The organism is Desulfoluna spongiiphila (assembly GCF_900101345.1).
GTDB classification, from domain to species: Bacteria; Desulfobacterota; Desulfobacteria; order Desulfobacterales; family Desulfolunaceae; genus Desulfoluna; species Desulfoluna spongiiphila.
In genome coordinates, this window is record NZ_FMUX01000019.1 from 21,968 (window position 1) to 42,324 (window position 20,357).

13 protein-coding genes and 1 tRNA gene are annotated in these 20,357 nt (G+C 53.1%); 13 read left to right on the top strand and 1 reads right to left on the bottom strand.

The window, feature by feature from the left end; all coding sequences use genetic code 11:
* The first annotated feature begins 191 nt into the window (after positions 1-191).
* The 12 genes from BLQ12_RS20580 to BLQ12_RS20640 all read left to right on the top strand — a co-directional run bounded on the left by BLQ12_RS20580 (position 192) and on the right by BLQ12_RS20640 (position 16,170).
* Positions 192-1,145, top strand: coding sequence for a hypothetical protein (locus tag BLQ12_RS20580; protein WP_092213649.1), 954 nt, complete (start codon positions 192-194; stop codon positions 1,143-1,145).
* A 188-nt stretch (positions 1,146-1,333) separates the two neighbouring features.
* A complete protein-coding gene (locus BLQ12_RS20585; RefSeq protein WP_139164056.1) occupies positions 1,334-2,572 on the top strand; it encodes an outer membrane beta-barrel protein in 1,239 nt (412 codons plus the stop codon).
* A 138-nt stretch (positions 2,573-2,710) separates the two neighbouring features.
* Entirely contained in the window at positions 2,711-3,247 is a 537-nt protein-coding gene (locus tag BLQ12_RS20590; RefSeq protein WP_092213653.1) for a polysaccharide biosynthesis/export family protein, read from the top strand.
* A gap of 1 nt (position 3,248) precedes the next feature.
* On the top strand, positions 3,249-5,441 hold the full coding sequence (locus tag BLQ12_RS20595; RefSeq protein WP_092213655.1) for a GumC family protein: 2,193 nt from the start codon (positions 3,249-3,251) through the stop codon (positions 5,439-5,441).
* A 449-nt stretch (positions 5,442-5,890) separates the two neighbouring features.
* A tRNA-Leu gene (locus tag BLQ12_RS20600) sits at positions 5,891-5,975 on the top strand.
* 645 nt (positions 5,976-6,620) lie between these two features.
* Complete coding sequence (locus BLQ12_RS20605; RefSeq protein ID WP_092213657.1) at positions 6,621-6,857, top strand: hypothetical protein; 237 nt, start codon at positions 6,621-6,623, stop codon at positions 6,855-6,857.
* Between the two features lie 248 nt (positions 6,858-7,105).
* A complete protein-coding gene (locus tag BLQ12_RS20610; RefSeq protein ID WP_367888795.1) occupies positions 7,106-9,736 on the top strand; it encodes a molybdopterin-dependent oxidoreductase in 2,631 nt (876 codons plus the stop codon).
* Positions 9,737-10,374: 638 nt separating this feature from the next.
* Positions 10,375-10,866, top strand: a complete 492-nt coding sequence (locus BLQ12_RS20620) for an NADH-quinone oxidoreductase subunit NuoE family protein (protein ID WP_092213663.1) — start codon at positions 10,375-10,377, stop codon at positions 10,864-10,866.
* 1 nt (position 10,867) lies between these two features.
* Positions 10,868-13,993 carry an FAD-dependent oxidoreductase gene (locus BLQ12_RS20625; protein WP_092213665.1) on the top strand — a complete coding sequence of 1,042 codons (3,126 nt, stop codon included), beginning with the start codon at positions 10,868-10,870 and terminating at the stop codon, positions 13,991-13,993.
* 1 nt (position 13,994) lies between these two features.
* Positions 13,995-14,654: a methylenetetrahydrofolate reductase C-terminal domain-containing protein gene (locus tag BLQ12_RS20630; RefSeq protein WP_092213667.1), complete on the top strand. Its 660-nt coding sequence runs from the start codon at positions 13,995-13,997 to the stop codon at positions 14,652-14,654.
* Between the two features lie 118 nt (positions 14,655-14,772).
* A complete protein-coding gene (locus BLQ12_RS20635; RefSeq protein ID WP_092213669.1) occupies positions 14,773-15,660 on the top strand; it encodes a methylenetetrahydrofolate reductase in 888 nt (295 codons plus the stop codon).
* Between the two features lie 228 nt (positions 15,661-15,888).
* Positions 15,889-16,170, top strand: coding sequence for a PilZ domain-containing protein (locus BLQ12_RS20640; protein WP_092213671.1), 282 nt, complete (start codon positions 15,889-15,891; stop codon positions 16,168-16,170).
* Between the two features lie 492 nt (positions 16,171-16,662).
* On the opposite strand, the gene BLQ12_RS20645 is transcribed toward BLQ12_RS20640, so the two are convergent.
* Positions 16,663-18,264: a sigma-54-dependent Fis family transcriptional regulator gene (locus BLQ12_RS20645; protein WP_175469977.1), complete on the bottom strand. Its 1,602-nt coding sequence runs from the start codon at positions 18,262-18,264 to the stop codon at positions 16,663-16,665.
* 664 nt (positions 18,265-18,928) lie between these two features.
* On the opposite strand from BLQ12_RS20645, the gene BLQ12_RS20650 reads away from it, so the two are divergent.
* Positions 18,929-20,299 (top strand): aldehyde dehydrogenase, encoded by a 1,371-nt coding sequence (locus tag BLQ12_RS20650; protein WP_092213675.1) that lies wholly within the window; start codon positions 18,929-18,931, stop codon positions 20,297-20,299.
* The last annotated feature ends 58 nt before the right edge of the window (positions 20,300-20,357 follow it).

Genomic DNA, 20,357 nt, shown 5'->3' on the forward strand with positions numbered 1-20,357 from the left:
TGCGTTGTAATCTGTTCCGTCTTCTATATCTCCAACTTTCAGGTTTCAATCTTTCGTTAAGGTATGTCGTGTTTGCTGGTCGTGCGAAATATGTCGCCCATCAGAAGGCGATAAAGCAATATAACTCGGTTGAGAACTCTGGTTTTTTTGGAGACGACCGACTTGTTTAACTCATGCGTCAAGGGGGCACCATGAAAAAGTGGGTTGTTGTATTTATGTCGATATGTTTGGTTTTGGGTGCGGTTTCGCTAAGTTTCGGGGAGCCGGAAGAAGGACCTGTCTGGAAGACGGTACTGAACGATGCCATCAAGTTTGGTGGCGTCTCTGATTCTACCATGATGCAGGAAGCCCTGCAGTTTGCGATGACCAACAACATCTCTTTGTCGGAATTCCTTTCCGAGGTCAACACCATCAACCCGGGAGCCGTTGAAATTGCGCTGACATCCGGTTTCAAGGTGGTTGAAGACAAAAGCGCCGTTGTCACCGCTGCTTCCGAGACCAATGCAGATGTCGGCACTGTCGTGACGGCTGCCATCGCAGCCGATATCCCGGCAGCCGATATTGTTACGGAAACCGTCAAGGCGGATCCCTCGTCGGCAGGAAAAGCCGTGGCTGCAGCCATAGCAGCCGATGCTTCTGCAACTGAGGTGGTAGCCGCAGTCGTATCAGCTGATCCCGCCACCGCCGGTGACGTTGTCACCGCCGCAATGGGTGCCGATGTTTCTGCCAGTGAGGTGGTAGCAGCGGCCGTAAAAGCAGATCCCACGACGGCAGGTACCGTCGTCACCTCCGCCCTTAATGCCGGTGCGCAGGCGGATGGGGTTGTCTTTTCCGCAGTGGCTGCTGATCAGTCCACCTCCAGCGTGGTGGTTGCCGCAGCCATTGATTCCGGCGAAAACGTATTGGAGGTTGTGGGCAGCGCCATGGAGGCGGGGGCAACTTCCGAGCAGATCACGGCCGGCGCCACCGAGGCTGGCTTGACGGCGGACGCCGCACAGGTTGCCATGGATACGGCTACCGAAGCCCAGACGTTTACCACAGAATCTCAAGATGACAGGGCCGAAATCGATACGAATGTCACCCCTGTAACTGAGGCCCCTGTATCTATAGACAATCCTCCTTCCGAGGATGTCAGCCCCAACTAATCGAGGCATGGATGGCAGGGGAGGGGTTCTGGGTGCACTTCGGGGAGGAAAGGCTCCTGTTGGTGCGGTTCTTTTCGGGCAAGAAGGCTCAATACGAGGGACGCGAGTTTCCTGTTGTTTTGCTCATTCCGGTCGTGACTTGTTGAGGCCGATTCTCAGCCTCATATTATAAAAACATAGGTGAAAAAGTGAAACGAACGAAGTGGATAGGGTGTGGGTTTGGGATTGTGGTGTTTCTGTTGATGGCCACTTCAGGGTGGTGCGATCTTTTTTCCCAGGAGATGTTCGGGCTTGAGTCCGATGTGATTCATCCCTTTATCTCCTTTTCCGGGGAATACACGGATAACGTGTTTGCCACCAACGACGACGAAGAAGACGACTTGATCAGCTACATTACCCCGGGGTTGTGGCTGGCACTTCCCGGTGCCGATGCCGAGGTGATCAACATTGCATCTTCCAGCTCTGTACCGGGCGGTATGTCCCAGACCCGGTTCCAGAATGAGGAGATGGGCAGGTATCAGGGCTTTTTCAGATATGCTCCGACCTTCGAAAACTATCTGGATTTCGACGAGCGGGATTTTATCTCCCATAAACTCGATGCCTACGCGGCCTGGAACCTGGCCGGAGGCCTCTCCTTTGAATTGATGGATCAGTACCAGGACTCCCGGGACGCCGTAGAAGAAGAGACGGACAGCGCAGAGTTCAACAACAACCTGCTGGCACTGACCACCTCCTATGCCATCAGTGATAAGCTGAAAGCGCGGGTGGACTTGGGCTACTACGATGTGAACTATAACTCGGACGCCCCGGAAAAGGATCGTAAGGACTTGACAGCAAAGGGTTTTGTCCTCTTTGATATCCGGCCCAAGACGACGCTCTTCGGCGAGATCTCCCATACGGATATCGATTACGACACGAAAGATTTTGACAGTACGGAATTTAAGGTCTTTGCTGGGGTGAAATATGATGCCAGCGAGCGCATCAATGCCATGGGCAAAATCGGTTACATAAACAAGGACCTCGACGACCTTGATGAGACAGACGACACCATCGGCCTTGAGGCCTTTGTCAGTTACGACCTGAGTGACCGCATCGACCTCTGCGCCAACGCGAAAAGAGGCAATGAGGAAACCACCACCAGTCGCTTTGTTACAGAAAGTATGTTGAGTGCTTCGGGAACCTACAGCCTGACGTCGCGTATCAGCTCTGCGCTGCGTCTTTCTGTCTCCGAGGAAGAGTACAAGAAAATCGACAGGGACGACACCACCTACACGGTCTCTCCGTCGGTCAAATATCTGTTTAACAAGCGAATCTACGGAAGCCTTGCTTATATGTATACGGACCGAAGCGCTTCCGGGCGGGACAAGAGCGACCAGAGCGATTACACGGAGAACAGCGTGATGCTGACCGTAACGGCTTCAATGTAGGGCAATACGGGGCTAAGGGAAACAAAGGGTCCGGTGTGGGGCCGTTTACGGAGACATACCTCGAGACACCGGTTGGTTTGGTTTTCCCTTAGCCTTTGCCCTCACAATTCCACGACTATTTCGCTATCGAAGGGAATTATGAGAAATACAGCAGTACTCTTGATTGTTATCTTTTTTTTGGGTCCTCTTTGTCCGGCATCAGCACAAAACTTCCGGGTCGGCAAAGGGGATTTGTTGTCTATCAAGGTTTACGAGCACGAAGACCTGAGTATGAATGTGCGGGTCAGTGCCGACGGCACCATCAAGATGCCGTTTATCGGCAGTGTGAAGGTGAGCGGAATGACCGGGGGAGAGATTTCTGAGCATCTGGTTCGCCTGTATGTGGACGAAGAGTATCTCGTGAATCCTCAGATCAACGTTTTTATTGATGAGTACCGCAGCCGAAAAGCCAACATCCTGGGCCAGGTGAACGAACCCGGACGGTACGAGATCGATGAAGACACCTCCATAATGGTTCTTGTTACCATGGCGTCGGGGTTTACGCGCAGGGCGTATAAGAAAAGCGCCCAGGTTATTCGGCGAGTCAACGGAGAAAAAGAGATTATTGAAGACGTTGACATGGGCGACAAGGTGATCCCAGGGGATATCATTGTGATACAGGAGAGTTTTTTCTGATATGGAAGAAAGAGAGATCCACTTACGTGATTACTGGCGAGTGATTCAAAAACGGCGGTTGACGGTCCTGACGTTTTTTATTTTGACCCTTACCCTCACCGTCATCGGCGTGTTTACATCCAATCTGGAACCCACCTGGCAGGCCACGAGCCGGCTTCTGATTGAAAAAAACGACAGCTCCTCTTCCATCATTGAATCCCAGGGATATGTGCGATGGGATCCGCAATTCCTTGAAACCCAATTCCAGATTATTCGAAGCAAGCCCGTTGCCGTTAAGGTCGTGGAAAACCTTGACCTTGCCACACGGTATGGCTCCTGGTTTCTGGACCCCGATGAGGAGAAGGGCTCAATCTGGGAAGATTCCATCGCATGGGTAAGGGATATGCTGGACTCTTTTTCAGCAACGGAAGGGCAGGGTGACGGGCCGGTTGGGGTGGCAATCACCGACGTGGACATCATAGCCAATGCTCTCATTGAAGAACTGAAGATCAAGCCCACCAAAGACAGCAAGATTGTCAACATCAGCTATGAGTTCGACAACCCGGTTATTGCCTCCATGGTGGTCAATGCCTTTACCCGCGCTTACATGGACGAGCTTCTTGAAATGCGTATGAAAGCCACCGGCTACACAGTGGAGTGGATGAGCAAAAAGGCAGAAGAGCAGCGAAAGCAGCTTGAAACCGCGGAAAAATCCCTCAATGCCTATATGCGGCAGCAGGATATCGTGGCCATTGAGAACAACATCAATATCGGCCCCCAGCGCGTTAATGAACTCTCCGCCAAAATGACGGTGGAGGAGACCCGCAAGGAAGAACTCCGCGCCATCTCCGAGAGGCTTCGTACAGTCACCAACGAGCAGGCCCTTGCTGTCCCTGCCGTCTCTGATGATGAGGCCATCCAGGATATTCGCCGAGATTTGGTCAAGGCAGAGCAGACCATTTTGGAGTATTCCAAGAAATATGGTCGAAAGCACCCGGTGATGATCCGCAGCACCAACGAGCTGGACCTTCTTCAGGGCAAGCTCACCACGGAAACCCAGCGGGTGATTCAGTCCATCCAGAACAATTACGAAATGGCCCGGGAAAATGTGAAAAACCTCAAGTCACAGCTTCTGGCAGCCAAAAGCGAGGCCATTACCTTGAGCGAGAAGTACGTTCAGTACAAAATTCTCAAGCGTGATGTGGAGACCTATCGTCATCTCTACAATGCCCTTATTGCCAAGATCAAAGAGCAGACCCTTTCCGAAGAGGTCCAGACGGTCAGTGTCTGGACCGTTGAAGCTGCCGTTCCCCCGGTGGAGCCGGTGGATACCCATCGGGCGCGTAACCTTCTTCTCGGGGTGCTCCTTGGGCTTTTCGGCGGTGTGGGACTCGCCTTTTTTGTGGAGTATCTGGACAATACTGTAAAATCGGTGGAAGAAGCCGAGGAACGCTTCGGGTTGCCTGTACTCAGCGTAATTTCACAAATGGATGCCAAGGAGGGGCGCATCGAAGATGTCTTGAAAGTGGCCCCCCTGTCCAGTGTCTCAGAAAGTTACAAGTCCTTGCGGGTGGCCCTGATGCTCACAAGCAGGGACACCCCGCCCCGCCGGATTCTTTTTACCAGTATGGCACCGGCAGACGGTAAGAGTACCACCGCTGTGAATCTGGCCACCGCCCTTGCCAACAGCGGGAAGAAAGTACTGATCATCGACGGCGACCTGAGAAAACCCAATCTTGGAAATCTTCTGGGGCTTACCAGTGAGGTGGGGCTCAGCACATACCTGAGCGGAAACAGCGACGACTCCGTTGTCATAAACACGGATGTGGAAAACCTCCATGCGGCCCTTGCCGGTCCGGTGCCTCCCTTGCCCTCGGAGCTGCTCAGCTCCGAACGCCTGAAAACTTTCTTGGATGCCATGTCGGAGATCTACGATATGGTGGTCATTGACTCGCCTCCCGTCATGCCGGTATCCGACAGCCTGATCCTGAGCCAGCTCGTGGATACAACCGTGGTGGTGGTTCGCGCCGGCAAAACCTCGTATGACATGCTGGACCGGGGCCTCAAAGCCATGGAGCATGTGGGGGCTGACGTGAAAGGTCTGGTGATCAACGGCGCTGGGAAGAAAAACGGCGGCTATTACTATTATGGCTACGGGGCCTATTACGGCGGCTATGCGTATGGGGACAGCGAAAGGCAGAAGGCCTGTGGGTAAAACAGGCAATAGGCGATAGGTAATAAGGTAATAGAAAATCAGGTAAAATAGGGAGGGGCAGACCGGGACTGTGGGGTTCCTACATCCTCTTCGTCTTTCAATAAAAAAAGCGGAATGCATACATGATGCATTCCGCTTTATTTGTTAGGCCAAGCCGTTCGGAGGTGAGCTATGGCAGTAGACCCTCGCTGAACGGCTTGCAGGGGACCGTATGGCTGCCACCATCAGTCACACCTGACTATACACTACCTCAGAATGCGGGGTGGGTCAACGTGAAATTAAGGCGTGGCGCAGTTTTCAGGGATCGTTCAGTGACGGGACCGGAATCATGCAAAAGGTCAAAAAACGGGTTGACAGCATGACTCCGGAACTGTATAAAAATTTGGTTTTTCAGACCCTCATTGGCTGTTGCAAATACAAATGGGGTACTGTATAAACTGTAAAAATATGCCGAAGTGGTGGAATTGGTAGACACGCTAGATTTAGGATCTAGTGCCGCAAGGCGTAGGAGTTCAAGTCTCCTCTTCGGTACCATTCGCAAATACAAGGGGTTACGACTGATTGGTCGTAACCCCTTTTTTGTTTTCAAGCCTGCGTGCGACACTTTTGCGACATCCTCACAGTCGTTTCCCAGGTCTTCCTTCAACTGGCGCATAGCGTCGATAGCCTCCGTATCGGACACAACGTTATACCAGGCAAATACCTCTCTCGTTGAGTGCCTTGCTATTATTCACAATAACCGTATCATCAACTCCAACGCTTTGCATGTCGGTTGCCAACCCATACCTGAGATAGTGGAAGATGAGCCCGTTTTGTAAAGCTCTTCGGACTCCATAACCCGGACAGCATGGTCCCTGACATCTCACACACGTCTTGCAAAGTGTGTGTTGTTAAATCTCGGATACGATTGAATCGCTTCTGTGGCATTTGTGTTTTAATATATCGTTATTAAGTGTGTTGTTCCTAATATCAGGCTAACTCTTGATAAGATGAATATATTATCATAATAAAACAGTATAATACATATGGAATCTTTTCTGCCAGGTGGTATAATAGACGAAAAAATAGCATTCATGCATTTGAAATACGGTTTTTAGTCGTACCAGCTATTCGACCGTCCGGCCACCATCCCGCCTAATCGCCGGACAGGTTATGCCTCGCAAGGGGGAGGAGGCGCTTATGGCAACACGTAAAGACATGAGAAACATGTCGTGGGACGATTTTTATTTTCCTGTTACCCACTCGCCAGATCACGTCACAACGCATCTTAAACCAATGATGCACACCTTCAGCGAAGACGGGCTTAATTTTGAATCCAGGGACCCTGTAGGTCCCCGCACCGATATCATCGAAAACACGGCAATCCACGTGCCTGTGAGCACATGTGCGGTGAAAACGGTGCCCAAAAATCGGTGATGACGGAGTCCATAACGATTGGCTTTGGATTGATCTTCACTGCTTTATCTTTTCCTTGTGAAACACACTCGTCTGGCCCCACTCTCATGACATATCAACTCCGATGACCTGGAACGGCCCCATGTTGGTCCCGCCGTCTCTGAGATCAGTCCCCGAAAATTTTTAACTGCGGTGAAGGTCCGCATCGTCGACGGTAAGAGGACCGCCGCGAAAACGGAAACAATGGGGAGACGCTCTTGGAAACAACAGTGATCTCAATAAACGGGATGAAAATCAGCTGTTCTGCCGGTACATCTGTGCTTGAAGCTGCGGAATCGGCAGGGGTCTATATTCCCAGGCTTTGTTATCATCCGGAATTAAAACCCCACGGTGCATGCCGCATGTGTATCGTAGAGGATGAGAACAGCGGACGACTGCTGGCCTCGTGCGTCACCCCGGTTACCCACGGGATGAGCATCCTGACGAACACAGCGGGTGTGCTGAGGCACAGACGAAATATCGTACGGCTGATGATATCCGAGCACCCGGAATCCTGTGTGGTCTGCAGTAAGGGGAACAGATGCCAGCTGCGACGGGTTGCGGCTGAACTTGGGGTTGGGGAGCCGGACCTGTATCCCATGCCCAACCACAGTGCCCTTGACCAGTCGAACCCTTTTATCATTCGAGATCTCTCCAAATGCATCCTGTGCGGACGATGTATCAGGGGCTGCAAGGAACTCGTAGCCCAGGGCACCATCGATTACAGCATGCGGGGAGCCGGCTCTCGTCCCGCCACCCTTTATGATCACCCCCTGAAAGAGTCCTCATGCACATTCTGCGGCACGTGCGTTTCTCTGTGCCCTACAGGGGCCCTTTCTCAGAAAAGGGGCGTGTTTTCAGGAACCCCGGAACGTGTGCATGATTCGATCTGTGGTTTTTGCGGTGTCGGCTGCTCCCTTTCCATGGGGATATTCGGCAGCACGGTCGTGGACGTGAGCCCTTCCCGTACCGAAGGTAGCGTCAATGGCGTTACTCTGTGTGTCAGAGGCCACTTTGCCCATGATTACCTGAATTCAAAGCAGCGCCTGCTTCGTCCGAGGGTGCGAAAGGATGGGGAACAGGTTTCCGCTTCATGGGATGAGGCGGCGTCGGTGTTTACTCAAAGGCTCCTTGAAATTAAGGAAAAGCATGGTCCGTCAGCCATCGGTTTTTTGGGCTCCTCAAAATGCACGAATGAAGAAAATTACGTTTTCCAGAAAATGGCACGGGGGATACTCGGAACAAACAACATCGACAATGGGGGCTTTCTTTGTGGCCTGAAGCGGGTGATTGATTTTCACAGAAAAACCCGGGGGCGTTTCAGGAACCTCAGGTTATCCGATATTGAAAAGGCTGAAATAATTGTTATTGCAGGGGCTGACCATGGGGAGACGGTTCCGGTGATGAGCTATTATGTCAAAAGGGCAGCAAGAAACGGGGTTCCGGTGATCGTGATTGACAGCCTGGATTCCGATCTTGCCCGGACTGCGACGGTCTGGCTCAGGCCGGGGCCGGACAGAGCAAACACGGCCAAGGTGATTCATGCTCTTTCTGCTCTGATACATCGACACAACAGCATCAATCAAGGGTACATCGCCAAGGTTACGGAGAATTTCGACCGGTTTGAAAGGGAGGTTCGCGGGCTTGATATCGAAACACTCTGCGACACGTCAGGCATTGATGCTGGCACGCTTACGGAGGCTGCCGAGCTCATGTCAGGACGCAGGGGGGTGTTCCTTGCCGGTTGCGACGTTCTGGAGGCAAACGACGGGGGAATGGGTTTGAATACCATGATCAACCTTTTTCTCATTTCAGGAAATGTGGGGCATCCGGGAACGGGGATATATCTTTCCGCAAGGGAGAACAACATGCTGGGGGCATGGGACATGGGGACGGTTTCGGATCAACTCCCCGGGCATATGGACATGTCAGACCTCTCGGCAAGAAACCTGTTGAGCAAAGCGTGGGGTACCGATTTACCCCCTGACCCGGGGCTAAGCATGGCCGGCATGATTGAGGCTGCCGAAAAAGGAGACTTAAAGGCGCTCTATATCATGGGGGAGAACCCGCTTCGGGCGATGCCCCAGCAGGAGAGAGTCCAAGCGGCCCTTAAAAAACTCGAGCTTCTGGTGGTGCAGGATATCCTTGAAACCGAAACCGTTGAAATTGCGGATGTTGTTCTTCCCGGAGCTGCCCAGGCTGAAAAATCAGGATCGTTTACGAACATGGAAGGGCGAGTGCAGACATTCACACCTGCGGTTGCGCCCCCGGGAGATGCCAAGGCGGATCTTGATATCCTGGGGTTGCTTGCAAAAGGGCTCGGAGCCTCCGGATATGACAAGGCATTAGAAAAAATTCGGGCTGAGATTCGACGCGTTGTCCCCCTTTATGAAAGCTTGGGCGATCAGGAGCACCGATCATGGATAAAAGGTATCAATCATACGGGATCTGAAGGGGAGGGGGCTAAGGTTTCCTTTATCCCCATCGCCCTTTCGGAAGCGACGGAAGACCCGGTTTACCCCTTTATGATGACGGCAGGGTTTAAACGATTTCACGCAGGGAGCGGAACACGGACGTCACACTCGGAAAGGATCAGGGCGTCTGGGATCGATGGCGATATGGAGATCTCCGAGGCGGACGCCATTATGCTCGGTCTCCACGAAGGGGACCGCGTTCGGATCGTCTCCGAACACGGGGTCATAGAGAGGCATGTCGCCATAAATACGGAAATGGGACAGGGGGCCGTCTTTGTTCCCAAGGGCTTTTCCGGCAACGATGTCATGAATCTGTTTTCCCTTTCACATGCGGGCAAAGAGGGCATTCAGGGATGGCTGACGTGCCGGGTTAATATTGAGCAGTGAATGGCAAAAGGCAAAAGGTGAATAGTAAATAGTGAATAGTGAGTGGTGAATAGTGAGTGGTGAATAGTGAGTGGTGAATAGTGAGTGGTGAATAGTGAGTGGTGAGTGGTGAGTGGTGAGTGGTGAGTGGACTGATATTTTATATTCTCACGGTGTACTCTTCGTGGTCTTCACGGTAACCGTTGTTACCGGAAGAGGATAACGAGGAACCAGTGCTTCGGACTGTATGAGCGTAGGAGGTTCATCGGACTGAGTTATCGTTTGGCTGTGACCTTAAAAGACCGAGAAAGACGGACCGAAACAAAGCGCCGTCTTACGGTTCGGTTTTCTATCCCGTCGTTACCTATGCCGCACCGGAGTGCTGCGCTCCAGGTAACAAGGAGGTTCGAGGGATGGTGGAAAAACGCTGATGACCGAAACGATGATTAAAGTCGTAGGGTGCACTCTGTGCACCGGAATGAAGCCCTTGCATATCGCGGAGGTCAGGGCAACCGGCGAAAACTTTCGTTTAGCGAATATGGTGCACAGAGTGCACCATACGGGCTGGCGGCTTTTGGGGACGGTGGCATGGGTGCCCATCCTACAGGGATTGGGCCACTTCCAAGCTTATTTTGCGTAAGCAACCCACGGAGGTGCTGATGAAACCGCAAGAGATCGACTGGGAACAGCTATCGGCGATTATAAGGAAACACCGGGGGGAGAAGTGGGGGCTTATTCCGCTTCTGCAGGAGGTGCAGGACGCGCTGGGCTACATTCCTCCGGAGGCCATTGCTCCCATCGCATCGGCCTTGAAACTCTATCCCAGCGAGGTGCAGGGTGTGATCGAGTTTTACGCCGGTCTGAGCCTGAAACCGAAGGGGAAACATGTCTTCAAGGTTTGCTGCGGCACCGCATGCCACGTCAAGGGGGGCAGGAGCATCTTGTCCATCATGAAAAAAGAGCTTGGCATCAACGAGGGGGAAACCTCTGCCGATTACAGGTATTCCCTTGAAACCGTCGCCTGTCTCGGTGCCTGTTTTCTCGCCCCGACGATGATGGCGGACAAAGAATACATCGGCCGGCTTTCCCCCAGAAAGATCGAATCTGTTCTGTCGCATTTTACCGAAAACAAGGACGAGGAGCCGGAGTAACATGAAGAAACTCCTTTCCATAGGGCAGCTCGAATGGCTCAGGAATACCCTCCTGGCAGGCAGGGACGACGAGAAGACCACCGTTTTGGTCTGCATGACAGGCTGCAGGGCATACGGGGCGAAAGAGGTGCTCGCCTCCATCGGTGAAGAGGTGGAAAAACAGGGACTTTCGGGCCGTGTGGAGATCCGCGCCACAGGGTGCCACGGCTTTTGCGCCAAGGCGCCTGTGGTTGCCATCGAGCCCATGGGAATTCAGTACCAGGAGGTCGCTCCCGAGGACGCCTTTGATATCGTGACGGAAACGATGAAGGAAAACAGACTGGTGGACAGGCTCGCCTACAGGGACATCACCACGAACCAGCCGATATTCTACAAGGACCGGATTCCTTTTTACAAAAAGCAGGTGCGACGCGTCCTGGCAAACTGCGGGAAGATCGATCCGACAAAGGTGGAGCACTATATCGCCTCTGGCGGGTATCGTGCCCTGGCCAGGGTGCTCGGCACCATGGCCCCCGAAGGGGTCATCGACGAGGTGACCGCAGCCAGGCTCAGGGGGCGGGGCGGGGCCGGTTATTCCACGGGTCTTAAGTGGTCGTATACAAGAAAAGCCAAGGGCTCGCCCAAGTACATCATCTGCAATGCGGATGAGGGGGACCCCGGTGCGTTCATGGACAGGGCCATGCTTGAGGGCGATCCCCATTCCGTCATCGAAGGCCTCATGATCGGTGCGTATGCCATGGGGGCCGAGCACGGATACATCTACGTAAGGGAGGAATATCCCATTGCCGTTGAGCACCTGTCCGTTGCGATTCGGCAGCTGGAGGCCTTGGGGCTTCTCGGGGAAAACATTCTCGGAACAGGTTTTGATTTTCACCTGTCCCTGAAAAAGGGGGCCGGTGCCTTTGTATGCGGTGAGGAGACCGCCCTCATCGCCTCCATTGAAGGGAAGCGGGGCATGCCGAACCCCAGGCCTCCCTTTCCGGCCCAGGAGGGGCTGGACCGGAAACCGTCCAACATCAACAACGTGGAAACCCTTGCCAATATTCCCCTGATCATCAACAACGGGGCGGCCTGGTACACTGAGGTGGGGACGGAAAAAAGCGGGGGCACCAAAATCTTCTCCCTTGCCGGGAAGGTCAACAACACCGGGCTGGTGGAGGTCCCCTTTGGCACCAGCATCCATGACATCATCTTTGATATCGGCGGGGGAATCCCAAAGGGAAGGAAATTTAAAGCGGTTCAGATGGGCGGCCCGGCAGGGGGGTGCATCCCCGCGCAGCTCATCAACACGCCCGTCGATTACGAGACGATTTCGCGGCTGGGCGCAATCATGGGGTCCGGCGGCATGGTGGTGATGGACGAGAACAACTGCATGGTGGAAATCGCCCGGTTCTTCCTTGGATTCACCCAGTCCGAGTCGTGCGGGAAGTGTGCCCCCTGCCGCCTGGGAACCACGCAGCTGCTCAACATACTGACGCGGATAACGCAGAAAAAGGGGCGGCTCCGGGACCTTGACACCATCCGGGAGATCGGTGCCACCGTGACGGAAACCTCCCTTTGCGGGCTGGGACAGGCCTGTGCGAAACCGGCCCTATCCACCCTGAAGTACTTTGAGGCGGAGTACAGGGACCATATTTTAGAGCACCGGTGCGCCGGCGCCACATGCGATGAGATCGTGATCTCCCCGTGCCAGCACGCCTGCCCGGCCGGTATCGATGTGCCGAACTACGTGGCCGCCATCGCCAAAGGGGAGTACCAAAAGGCCGTTGATATCATTCGGGAGCGGAATCCGTTTCCGGCGGTCTGCGGCAGGGTGTGCATTCATCCCTGTGAGTACAAGTGCAGGCGGGGAGAACTCGACGACCCGGTGGCGATCCGCTCCCTCAAACGGTTTGCCTCGGACTGGTATTTTAAGAACATCGGGCTTCCGGCAAGCCCCTTTCCTTTGACACGAAAGGAGAGGGTTGCCGTTGTGGGAGCAGGGCCGTCCGGTCTTTCCTGCGCCTATTTTCTGCGAAAGGCCGGATACGGAGTTACGGCCTTTGAAGCTCAGCCAAAGGGCGGAGGGATGCTCAGCATCGCCCTTCCGGAATTCAGGCTTCCGCCTGGGGTCATCGACGCGGAGGTCCGGTATATCGAATCCTGCGGTGTGGAGATTCGGTACAACACGCCGGTGGACTCGCGGCACACGGTGGATGATTTGATGACGGAGGGGTATGACGCCGTTTTTATCGCGGCGGGTGCCCAGACGAGCAAGAGAATCGGAATCCCCGGTGAAGAGGAGGGGCTTGCCGGGCTGCACTATGGCCTTGGCTACCTGTGCGATGTGAGGAAGGGAAAGCTGAGCTCGTTTCAAGGAAAGACCGTTGTCATCGGTGGGGGAAATGTGGCCGTGGATGTTGCCAGGACATCCCTTAGAACCGGGGCCACCGATGTCCATCTCTTCTGCATGGAAGACAGGGACATGATGCCCGCCTGGGAAAAGGAGGTGGCCGAGGCCCTGGAAGAAGGCGTCGTGATCAATCCGGCATGGGAACCCAAACGGATCATACATGACAGCCAAAAGGTGACAGGGATTGAGTTTGTCCGGTGCGTTTCGGTTTTTGACGAAGAGGGGAGGTTCAACCCGAAGAGCGACGAATCCGTTCGGCAGGTCATCGATGCGGACCATGTCATCATTTCCATCGGCCAGGCCCCGGATACCTCTCTGCTTTCCGAAGACAGCCGGCTTGAGAGGGAACTCTGGGGAGCCCTTGCCATTGATGAAAACAGCCTTTCCACCAATATCCCCGGGGTGTTTGCAGGGGGGGATTTCACCTCCGGCCCCACCTTTGTGATACGGGCCATTGCATCGGGGCGGAGGGCCGCCATCGCCATCGGCAGATACCTGAAAGGGCTTAAAGGGCGCATTGAGATCGCAGACGAAAAGACCGACATGGCGGTGGATGCGGGGCTGGCCCTTGAAAGCGAAAAAGAGGGCGACAACCCGAGGGTGTGCGCAAGGCATGAGGACCCGTGCGATCGCATCAGGGATTTCCGTGAAGTTGAGATGGGGTTTACGGAAGAGGAGGCAATTCGCGAGGCCGTGAGATGCCTCCGGTGCGACCTTGAAAAGGAGAACAAATGATATGATCCGGGCCATTACACGACAAAAAACGGAAGAAGAGATTGACCGGCTTCTGGACGGGTGTGCCAGGGTCTTCATTATCGGCTGCGGTACCTGCACGACCCTCACCCGCACCGGCGGCGAGCCCGAAGTCCTTGCCATGAAGGAGCGGCTGTCCGGCGCAGGAAAACTCGTCACCGGGCATACGGTTGTGCCGGTGGCCTGTGATCACCTGACAGGAGAGATCCTTTCCGACCTCGGCAGCAGCATCTCCCAGGCCGATGCCCTGGTTGTCATGTCCTGTGCCTTCGGGGTCCAGACCATCGCAAGGCAGCTCAAGATGATGGTGGTCCCGGCACTGGACACCCTCTTTGTGGGCAAAGAGACGGCTCCCGGCGAGTACAACGAGATCTGTACACAGTGCGGGACCTGCATCATCGGCGAGACCGGAGGGATCTGCCCGGTGACGGCCTGCCACAAAGGGCTGGTCAACGGGCCGTGCGGCGGAACCGATAACGGAAAGTGCGAAATCGACAAGGAAAAGGATTGCGCCTGGACGCTGATCTACAATCGGCTGAAGGAGCTTGGGAAACTCGATCTCATGAGAAAATACCAGAAACCCAGGAATTGTCTCGGGGAGCCGTCCCCCGGCAAATCCAGGCTGCCTTTTGATGAAGGCTGACCAATTTTGACCGTCTGCCACGGGCGAAGCCCGTAAGCGAATGTGGAATGGGCGAGGAACGAGCCCATGAAACATTCGCGAACCCGAAACATTTCAACGGGAAAAGGAAAGACGCGTTATGGCTTCCTTATTTAAACAGGCACTCGATTCGGGAAAATTTGTCGTTACCTGCGAGGTGGCACCGCCCAAGGGGACAAATCTGGCGACGATGGCTCACCATGTCGACCTTCTGAAAGATAAGGTGGATGCCATGAACCTTACCGATCATCAGAGCTCGGTGATGCGTTTCCCGTCCCTCGGGGCCGCCCTCCTTGTGAAAGAGATGGGCGGGGAGCCGATTCTGCAGATGACATGCAGGGATCGCAACCGGCTTGCGCTCCAGGCCGATCTTCTGTTCGCACACAGCCGGGGAATCAACAACGTGCTCTGCCTGACCGGAGATTCCGTGATGCTGGGCGATCACAAGGAGGCAAAGGGGGTTTTTGACCTTGATTCGAGCCAGCTTGTCATGGCGGTGAGGACATTGGAGAACGGGAAAGACTTAGGGGGAAGCGACTTGGAAGGCGGGATTTCGTTTTGTGCCGGTGCCATCGTGACCCCGGAAGCCAATCCCCTTGAGCCGCAGCTGATAAAATTTGAGAAGAAAATTGAGGCGGGTGCGGAATTTATCCAGACCCAGGCGGTGTTTGACATGGCTAAGTTCAAATCGTTTATGGACTATGCGCGCCAGTTTCCAGTGAAGGTGCTGGCAGGGGTCATACTCCTTACATCAGCACCCATGGCCCGTTTTATGAACGCCAATATCGCAGGGGTGTACGTCCCATCGGATTTGATTGACGAAATGACCTCCGCTCCCAAGGGCGGAGCGTTGAAAAAGGGGATAGAGATAGCCGGTCGCATGATCAGGCAGATCCGTGAAGAGGAGATCTGTGACGGTGTCCATATCATGGCGATCGGCAAGGAAGAACTTGTACCGGAGATTATGGCGGCGGCAGAGGTCCCATGATCACCGGCACGATAGGGCCTTAACGGATGATGCTTCTTTTATGCCCGGGAGTGTCAGGCAAACCCGTAAGGAATAAATAAGGAGGGGTTGGTTAGATCGTGAGTACCTGAGCAGGGTTATGTGTTGAGAGCTTGTTGAATCTCCGGTGTCTGGTCTGTTTGCCCATTATGTAACCGAACCCTGAAAGGGCATGGACGTTTTACCTCCGTTTGGGGAAAGGGGGAGATCATGAATGAAACAAAAGACAAAAGACACGAAGAGCGCAATGAGTTCGATACCCAGGTTGTGTTCACAGATGGTGCTTCCGACCACTACCACGATGCAATGATGTGCAATTTCAGTGAAGACGGCATGTGCTTCGAGTCTGACACACCCATGGAGCCCGGCACAGAGCTTTGCATCAAAACGGTGAACTTTCCTTCCACCAACAAATGCAAGGTGGCATGGTGCCATAAAATCGGATCAGGGGATGATGAGAAGTACGATATTGGTCTCAAATGTGAAATCTGAATGCGAGGGTGTCGTTTCACATTCTGAAAATCAAGGGTTACGGCGAGGGAGGACTTTGCTGTGACCCTTTTTTTAAAGATTGTTAAGGGCTTAGCCCGAATATTTCATGAGAAAACGATTGAACCAAGGCAATAAAGCGTTATTGCAGGTAGTTACTGTGAAAAAATTAAGGCATTTGTAAAATACAAAATGTAATTCACGGTTTTCTGCTCGATTTTCTCACCCTTCGGGCGAGCCGAGTGCACCCATCTTCTGCGTTATCAGAGCTTTGAGGTAAACAACTACATCTGCAGCTCTGATGCCTTGAATATGGGTGCACTCGACTCGTGAAATATCCGGGTTAGGTGAAAAATAAATATACACGCCACACATGAATGCCGCTGTGATTTAACCCGAGGAACGAGGGTTAAAGCGCAGCGGTAACCAGCTTTCAAGGTGGCTCACCTTGCCGCCGGAGGCATCGCTTTTGTCTGTTTTATTTTTGTACCGTCCCTAGCGCATTTGGGGAGGGGCTTTGTGTGTCCGACAGCTGGCAATGCCTAATTTCTTCATTTTGCTCGCAAGGGTCGTTCTCGGGAGGCCGAGTCGGGCCGCAGCTCCGCCTTCTCCCCCCACCTGGTGGTTGCAGATTTTTAAAGCGGCCTCTATGTATTCTTTATTCAGTTGATTCAGCGTCATGATTTGATCGGGTGCGGTTATGCTCTCGAAACCCGCGACAGCCAGTCGAGATGGGGCGGAAAGAGTTCCTGGGCAGGGAGCTGTATGGGCTTCAGGGTTTAATATACTTTGAAAGGAGACGGCACCGCTGCCGAGAATCATCCATCGCTCTATCACATTTTCCAGTTCACGGATATTGCCGGGCCAGTCATATGCAGAAAGGGCAAGCAGATCAAAATTGTTGGGCACCGGTCTGCCCGGAAGGTTCATTTCCCGGGATTTTTTTTTGATCAGGTACGAAACAAGGTCAGGTATATCCTGTTTCCGTTTCCTTAGTGGTGGAATATGGAGAGGAAACACATTCAGGCGGTACCACAGGTCCTGACGGAATGAGCCCACCTTCACCATTTCCTCTAAATTGCGGTGGGTTGCGCAGACAATCCGTATATCAAGAGGAATCACTTTAGGGCCCCCGACCCTTACGATTTCACGGTGTTGCAAAAGGCGCAGGAGCTTTACCTGGGCGCTCAAAGAGAGCTCCCCGATCTCATCAAGAAAAACCGTGCCCTTATCCGCGATTTCAAAGGTCCCGATTTTCCTGGCCTGGGCGCCGGTAAAAGCTCCCTTTTCATGGCCGAACAACTCGCTTTCAATGAGGGATTCGGGGATGGTGCCGCAGTCAATTTTGATAAATGGGTTTTCCCTTCTGTTGGACAGGTTGTGGATCGCATTGGCAATGACGTCCTTGCCCACACCGGTCTCCCCGGTAATCACGATGGAGCTGTCCAGGGACGCCACTTTTTGGACATTGCCCATGACCTCCCTTAAACCGCCTTTGTCACCAATGACTTTATGTTGACAGTCTCCCCGCAGTTTGTTGGCAAGTTCGCGTTTCTGGGTGAGATACTGGTCGTTGATCTCAACGAGTCTGTGATGTCTCATCCAGTTGGACATGGCCAGGGCCAGTGGGGACTTGAGCAGATCGAAGAGGGCTTTATCGGCTTTGTCGTATGGGATGTCATCACTTCGGGTGGCCACCAGCCCGCCGATACGGTCTTTGTTATGGACCAGGGGCACGCCTATGTACCGTTCGCTTTTTCCCGTATGCAATGCATAGGCGGTTGCCAGTGGGTCCAAAGCCGGGTCATTGATGACAATCACGGACTCGGCATCGTTGAAGACGGTATCGATATAACCGACAGCATTGTCGATGACCAGCTGCTCCGGAAGGTGTGCTTTTTTATTCGGTGAAACAGCGTGCCCAAGGCGCTGGAACCTGTTTTTAGGGACATCATAATAGATGAGGGCCAGTTCATCCAAATGGATATGATCTTTTAAAAAAACGAAAAGGTCTGTGATAACGATATTCATATCAAGATTTTTGCTGATAATGTTTACCGCTTGTTTGTAGACTTCAAAGTGTTTCGCATGATTCATGGAGGTTCTATTGCCTTCACTGGTTTGGGAACCCCTGATTTGCAGGGCACTCGACTCGTGAAATATCCGGGTTAAGGCCGTGGTTTGTGGAAGGCGAGCACGTTGTGGAAACATGCCCCACCTGTACCTGTCCTTGTTTTTTTCCGTGTCATGGCACCCCTTCATGCATGCGTTTGAATGCGCAAAAACCATTGATACCCTGCGCCTTCATGTGGGCACCATGCTACTTTTTACTGGCTTGGCCTCTACATATCAATACGTCAGATTATCTTCTTTGATGCCTTGCTGTCAAACGATTGGATTCGGTCACCGGGTGGGTTGTTTCAGCCCGTACATCCCATGTTTAAGAGCCATGGGGCATGGTATGGCATCGGTTGCTTTACTCGTGCAAGGCCTCCGCAATAAGCGTTCAAGATTGTTCATCGTGGCTTTCGGGTTGGGGCGGCTGTTGGTTGTTGAGACGATATATCGTCAGTGAGGGCGGCGTGATTGGCGATGGATCGTCAGCACCTGTTGTCTTAAAGTATTTTGAATCCTTGTGTGAAAGGCTGAATTTGGTATTATTGTGGCTTGTTAAGTGTAATTCCTGTTTCTGGTACAAACCTTGCCTTTCCTTTTGGCTTACGCTGATTTGCGTGAATCATCTATTGAACAGGGAGCACCAATGGAAACCAAAGAGATTGTTTTACGTCAAAGAGACTTTTTTAACGGGAACACGACAAAGGATCCGAGATTCCGAATCGAGCAGTTGAGGAAATTAAAGGCGCTGCTGAAAGCCAACGAGCCCATGCTCTACACGGCCATCTTTGACGATTTCGGTAAATCGGAGTTTGAAACCTACCTTGCGGAAATTTCTCAGATCTACCATGAAATTGACCTTTTTATCAAAAAAATCCCCGCATGGAGCAAACCCAAAAGGGTCTTGGGCAGTCTGGCGAGTTTTCCATCCAAAAGTTACATCATGCCCGAACCCCTTGGGACCACCCTTGTGATCGGCGCATGGAACTACCCCTACAACCTGTCCCTTATCCCGGCCATAAGTTCCCTTGCAGCGGGGAACACGGTGGTTTTGAAACCCAGTGAGCTTTCTGGCCGTACCTCCCGGGCCATGGCGACACTCATCAACGAGGCGTTCCCCATGGACTATTTCCATGTTGTGGAAGGTGGGATCGAAGAGACCTCTGAATTGCTTGAGAACCGGTTTGACAAGATATTTTTTACGGGCAGTACCCCGGTGGGAAAAATTGTTTACCAGAAGGCGGCAAAGAACTTGACGCCGGTAACCCTCGAACTCGGTGGAAAGAGCCCGACGTTTGTCCTTTCAGGCTGCGATATCTCCATGGCTGCCAGGCGAATCGTATGGGCCAAGTTCATGAATGCGGGGCAGACCTGCGTTGCACCGGACTATGTGCTGGTGGAAACCTCCATTGAGGCCCCGTTTCTTGAGGCGATGAAAAAGGAGATCCTGACATATCATGGCACGGGGGATACCCTCAGGGAGAACTACGTCCAGATGATAAACGAAAGGAACTTCGATCGGGTGGCGGCCCTTATTGAACCGGAAAAAGTGTATCACGGTGGCCAGGTAGACCGCGCCACCAGGCTGATCAGCCCCACCGTCATGAACGGGGTGACCTTCGAAGACCGCATCATGGAAGATGAGATTTTCGGCCCGGTTTTGCCTGTCATCTCCTTTTCCGACCTCGACGATGCCATTCAACGGGTGAAAGATGGATCCAAGCCTTTGGCGTGCTATGTTTACTCCCGATCAAAAAACAGAACAGGAAAGATCCTTAAGGAGCTTTCCTTCGGTGGTGGCGCCGTCAACGATTCACTCATGCACATGGCCAACAGCAACCTTCCCTTTGGGGGCGTGGGGTTCAGCGGCACGGGGAGTTATCACGGGAAAGCCGGGTTTAGAGAGTTTACCCACTACAAAAGTATCATGGAAAAAAACATGAACCTTGAGCCGCCGTTAAAGTATGCGCCCTACACCCCGGCCAAACAGAAACTCCTGAGGCGTATTTTCGGGTAGGAAAAAGTGATGTCAGGGGGCGGGACAATCCTGCCCCGATGCCCATGTCGTCTGTTCA

What these genes read in the sequence shown, in the direction of transcription:
- BLQ12_RS20645 (WP_175469977.1), bottom strand. Translation starts at nt 18,264, where the DNA reads ATGAATCATGCGAAACACTTTGAAGTCTACAAACAAGCGGTAAACATT.
- BLQ12_RS20580 (WP_092213649.1), top strand. Translation starts at nt 192, where the DNA reads ATGAAAAAGTGGGTTGTTGTATTTATGTCGATATGTTTGGTTTTGGGT.
- BLQ12_RS20625 (WP_092213665.1), top strand. Translation starts at nt 10,868, where the DNA reads ATGAAGAAACTCCTTTCCATAGGGCAGCTCGAATGGCTCAGGAATACC.
- BLQ12_RS20605 (WP_092213657.1), top strand. Translation starts at nt 6,621, where the DNA reads ATGGCAACACGTAAAGACATGAGAAACATGTCGTGGGACGATTTTTAT.
- BLQ12_RS20640 (WP_092213671.1), top strand. Translation starts at nt 15,889, where the DNA reads ATGAATGAAACAAAAGACAAAAGACACGAAGAGCGCAATGAGTTCGAT.
- BLQ12_RS20635 (WP_092213669.1), top strand. Translation starts at nt 14,773, where the DNA reads ATGGCTTCCTTATTTAAACAGGCACTCGATTCGGGAAAATTTGTCGTT.
- BLQ12_RS20590 (WP_092213653.1), top strand. Translation starts at nt 2,711, where the DNA reads ATGAGAAATACAGCAGTACTCTTGATTGTTATCTTTTTTTTGGGTCCT.
- BLQ12_RS20630 (WP_092213667.1), top strand. Translation starts at nt 13,995, where the DNA reads ATGATCCGGGCCATTACACGACAAAAAACGGAAGAAGAGATTGACCGG.
- BLQ12_RS20595 (WP_092213655.1), top strand. Translation starts at nt 3,249, where the DNA reads ATGGAAGAAAGAGAGATCCACTTACGTGATTACTGGCGAGTGATTCAA.
- BLQ12_RS20650 (WP_092213675.1), top strand. Translation starts at nt 18,929, where the DNA reads ATGGAAACCAAAGAGATTGTTTTACGTCAAAGAGACTTTTTTAACGGG.
- BLQ12_RS20620 (WP_092213663.1), top strand. Translation starts at nt 10,375, where the DNA reads ATGAAACCGCAAGAGATCGACTGGGAACAGCTATCGGCGATTATAAGG.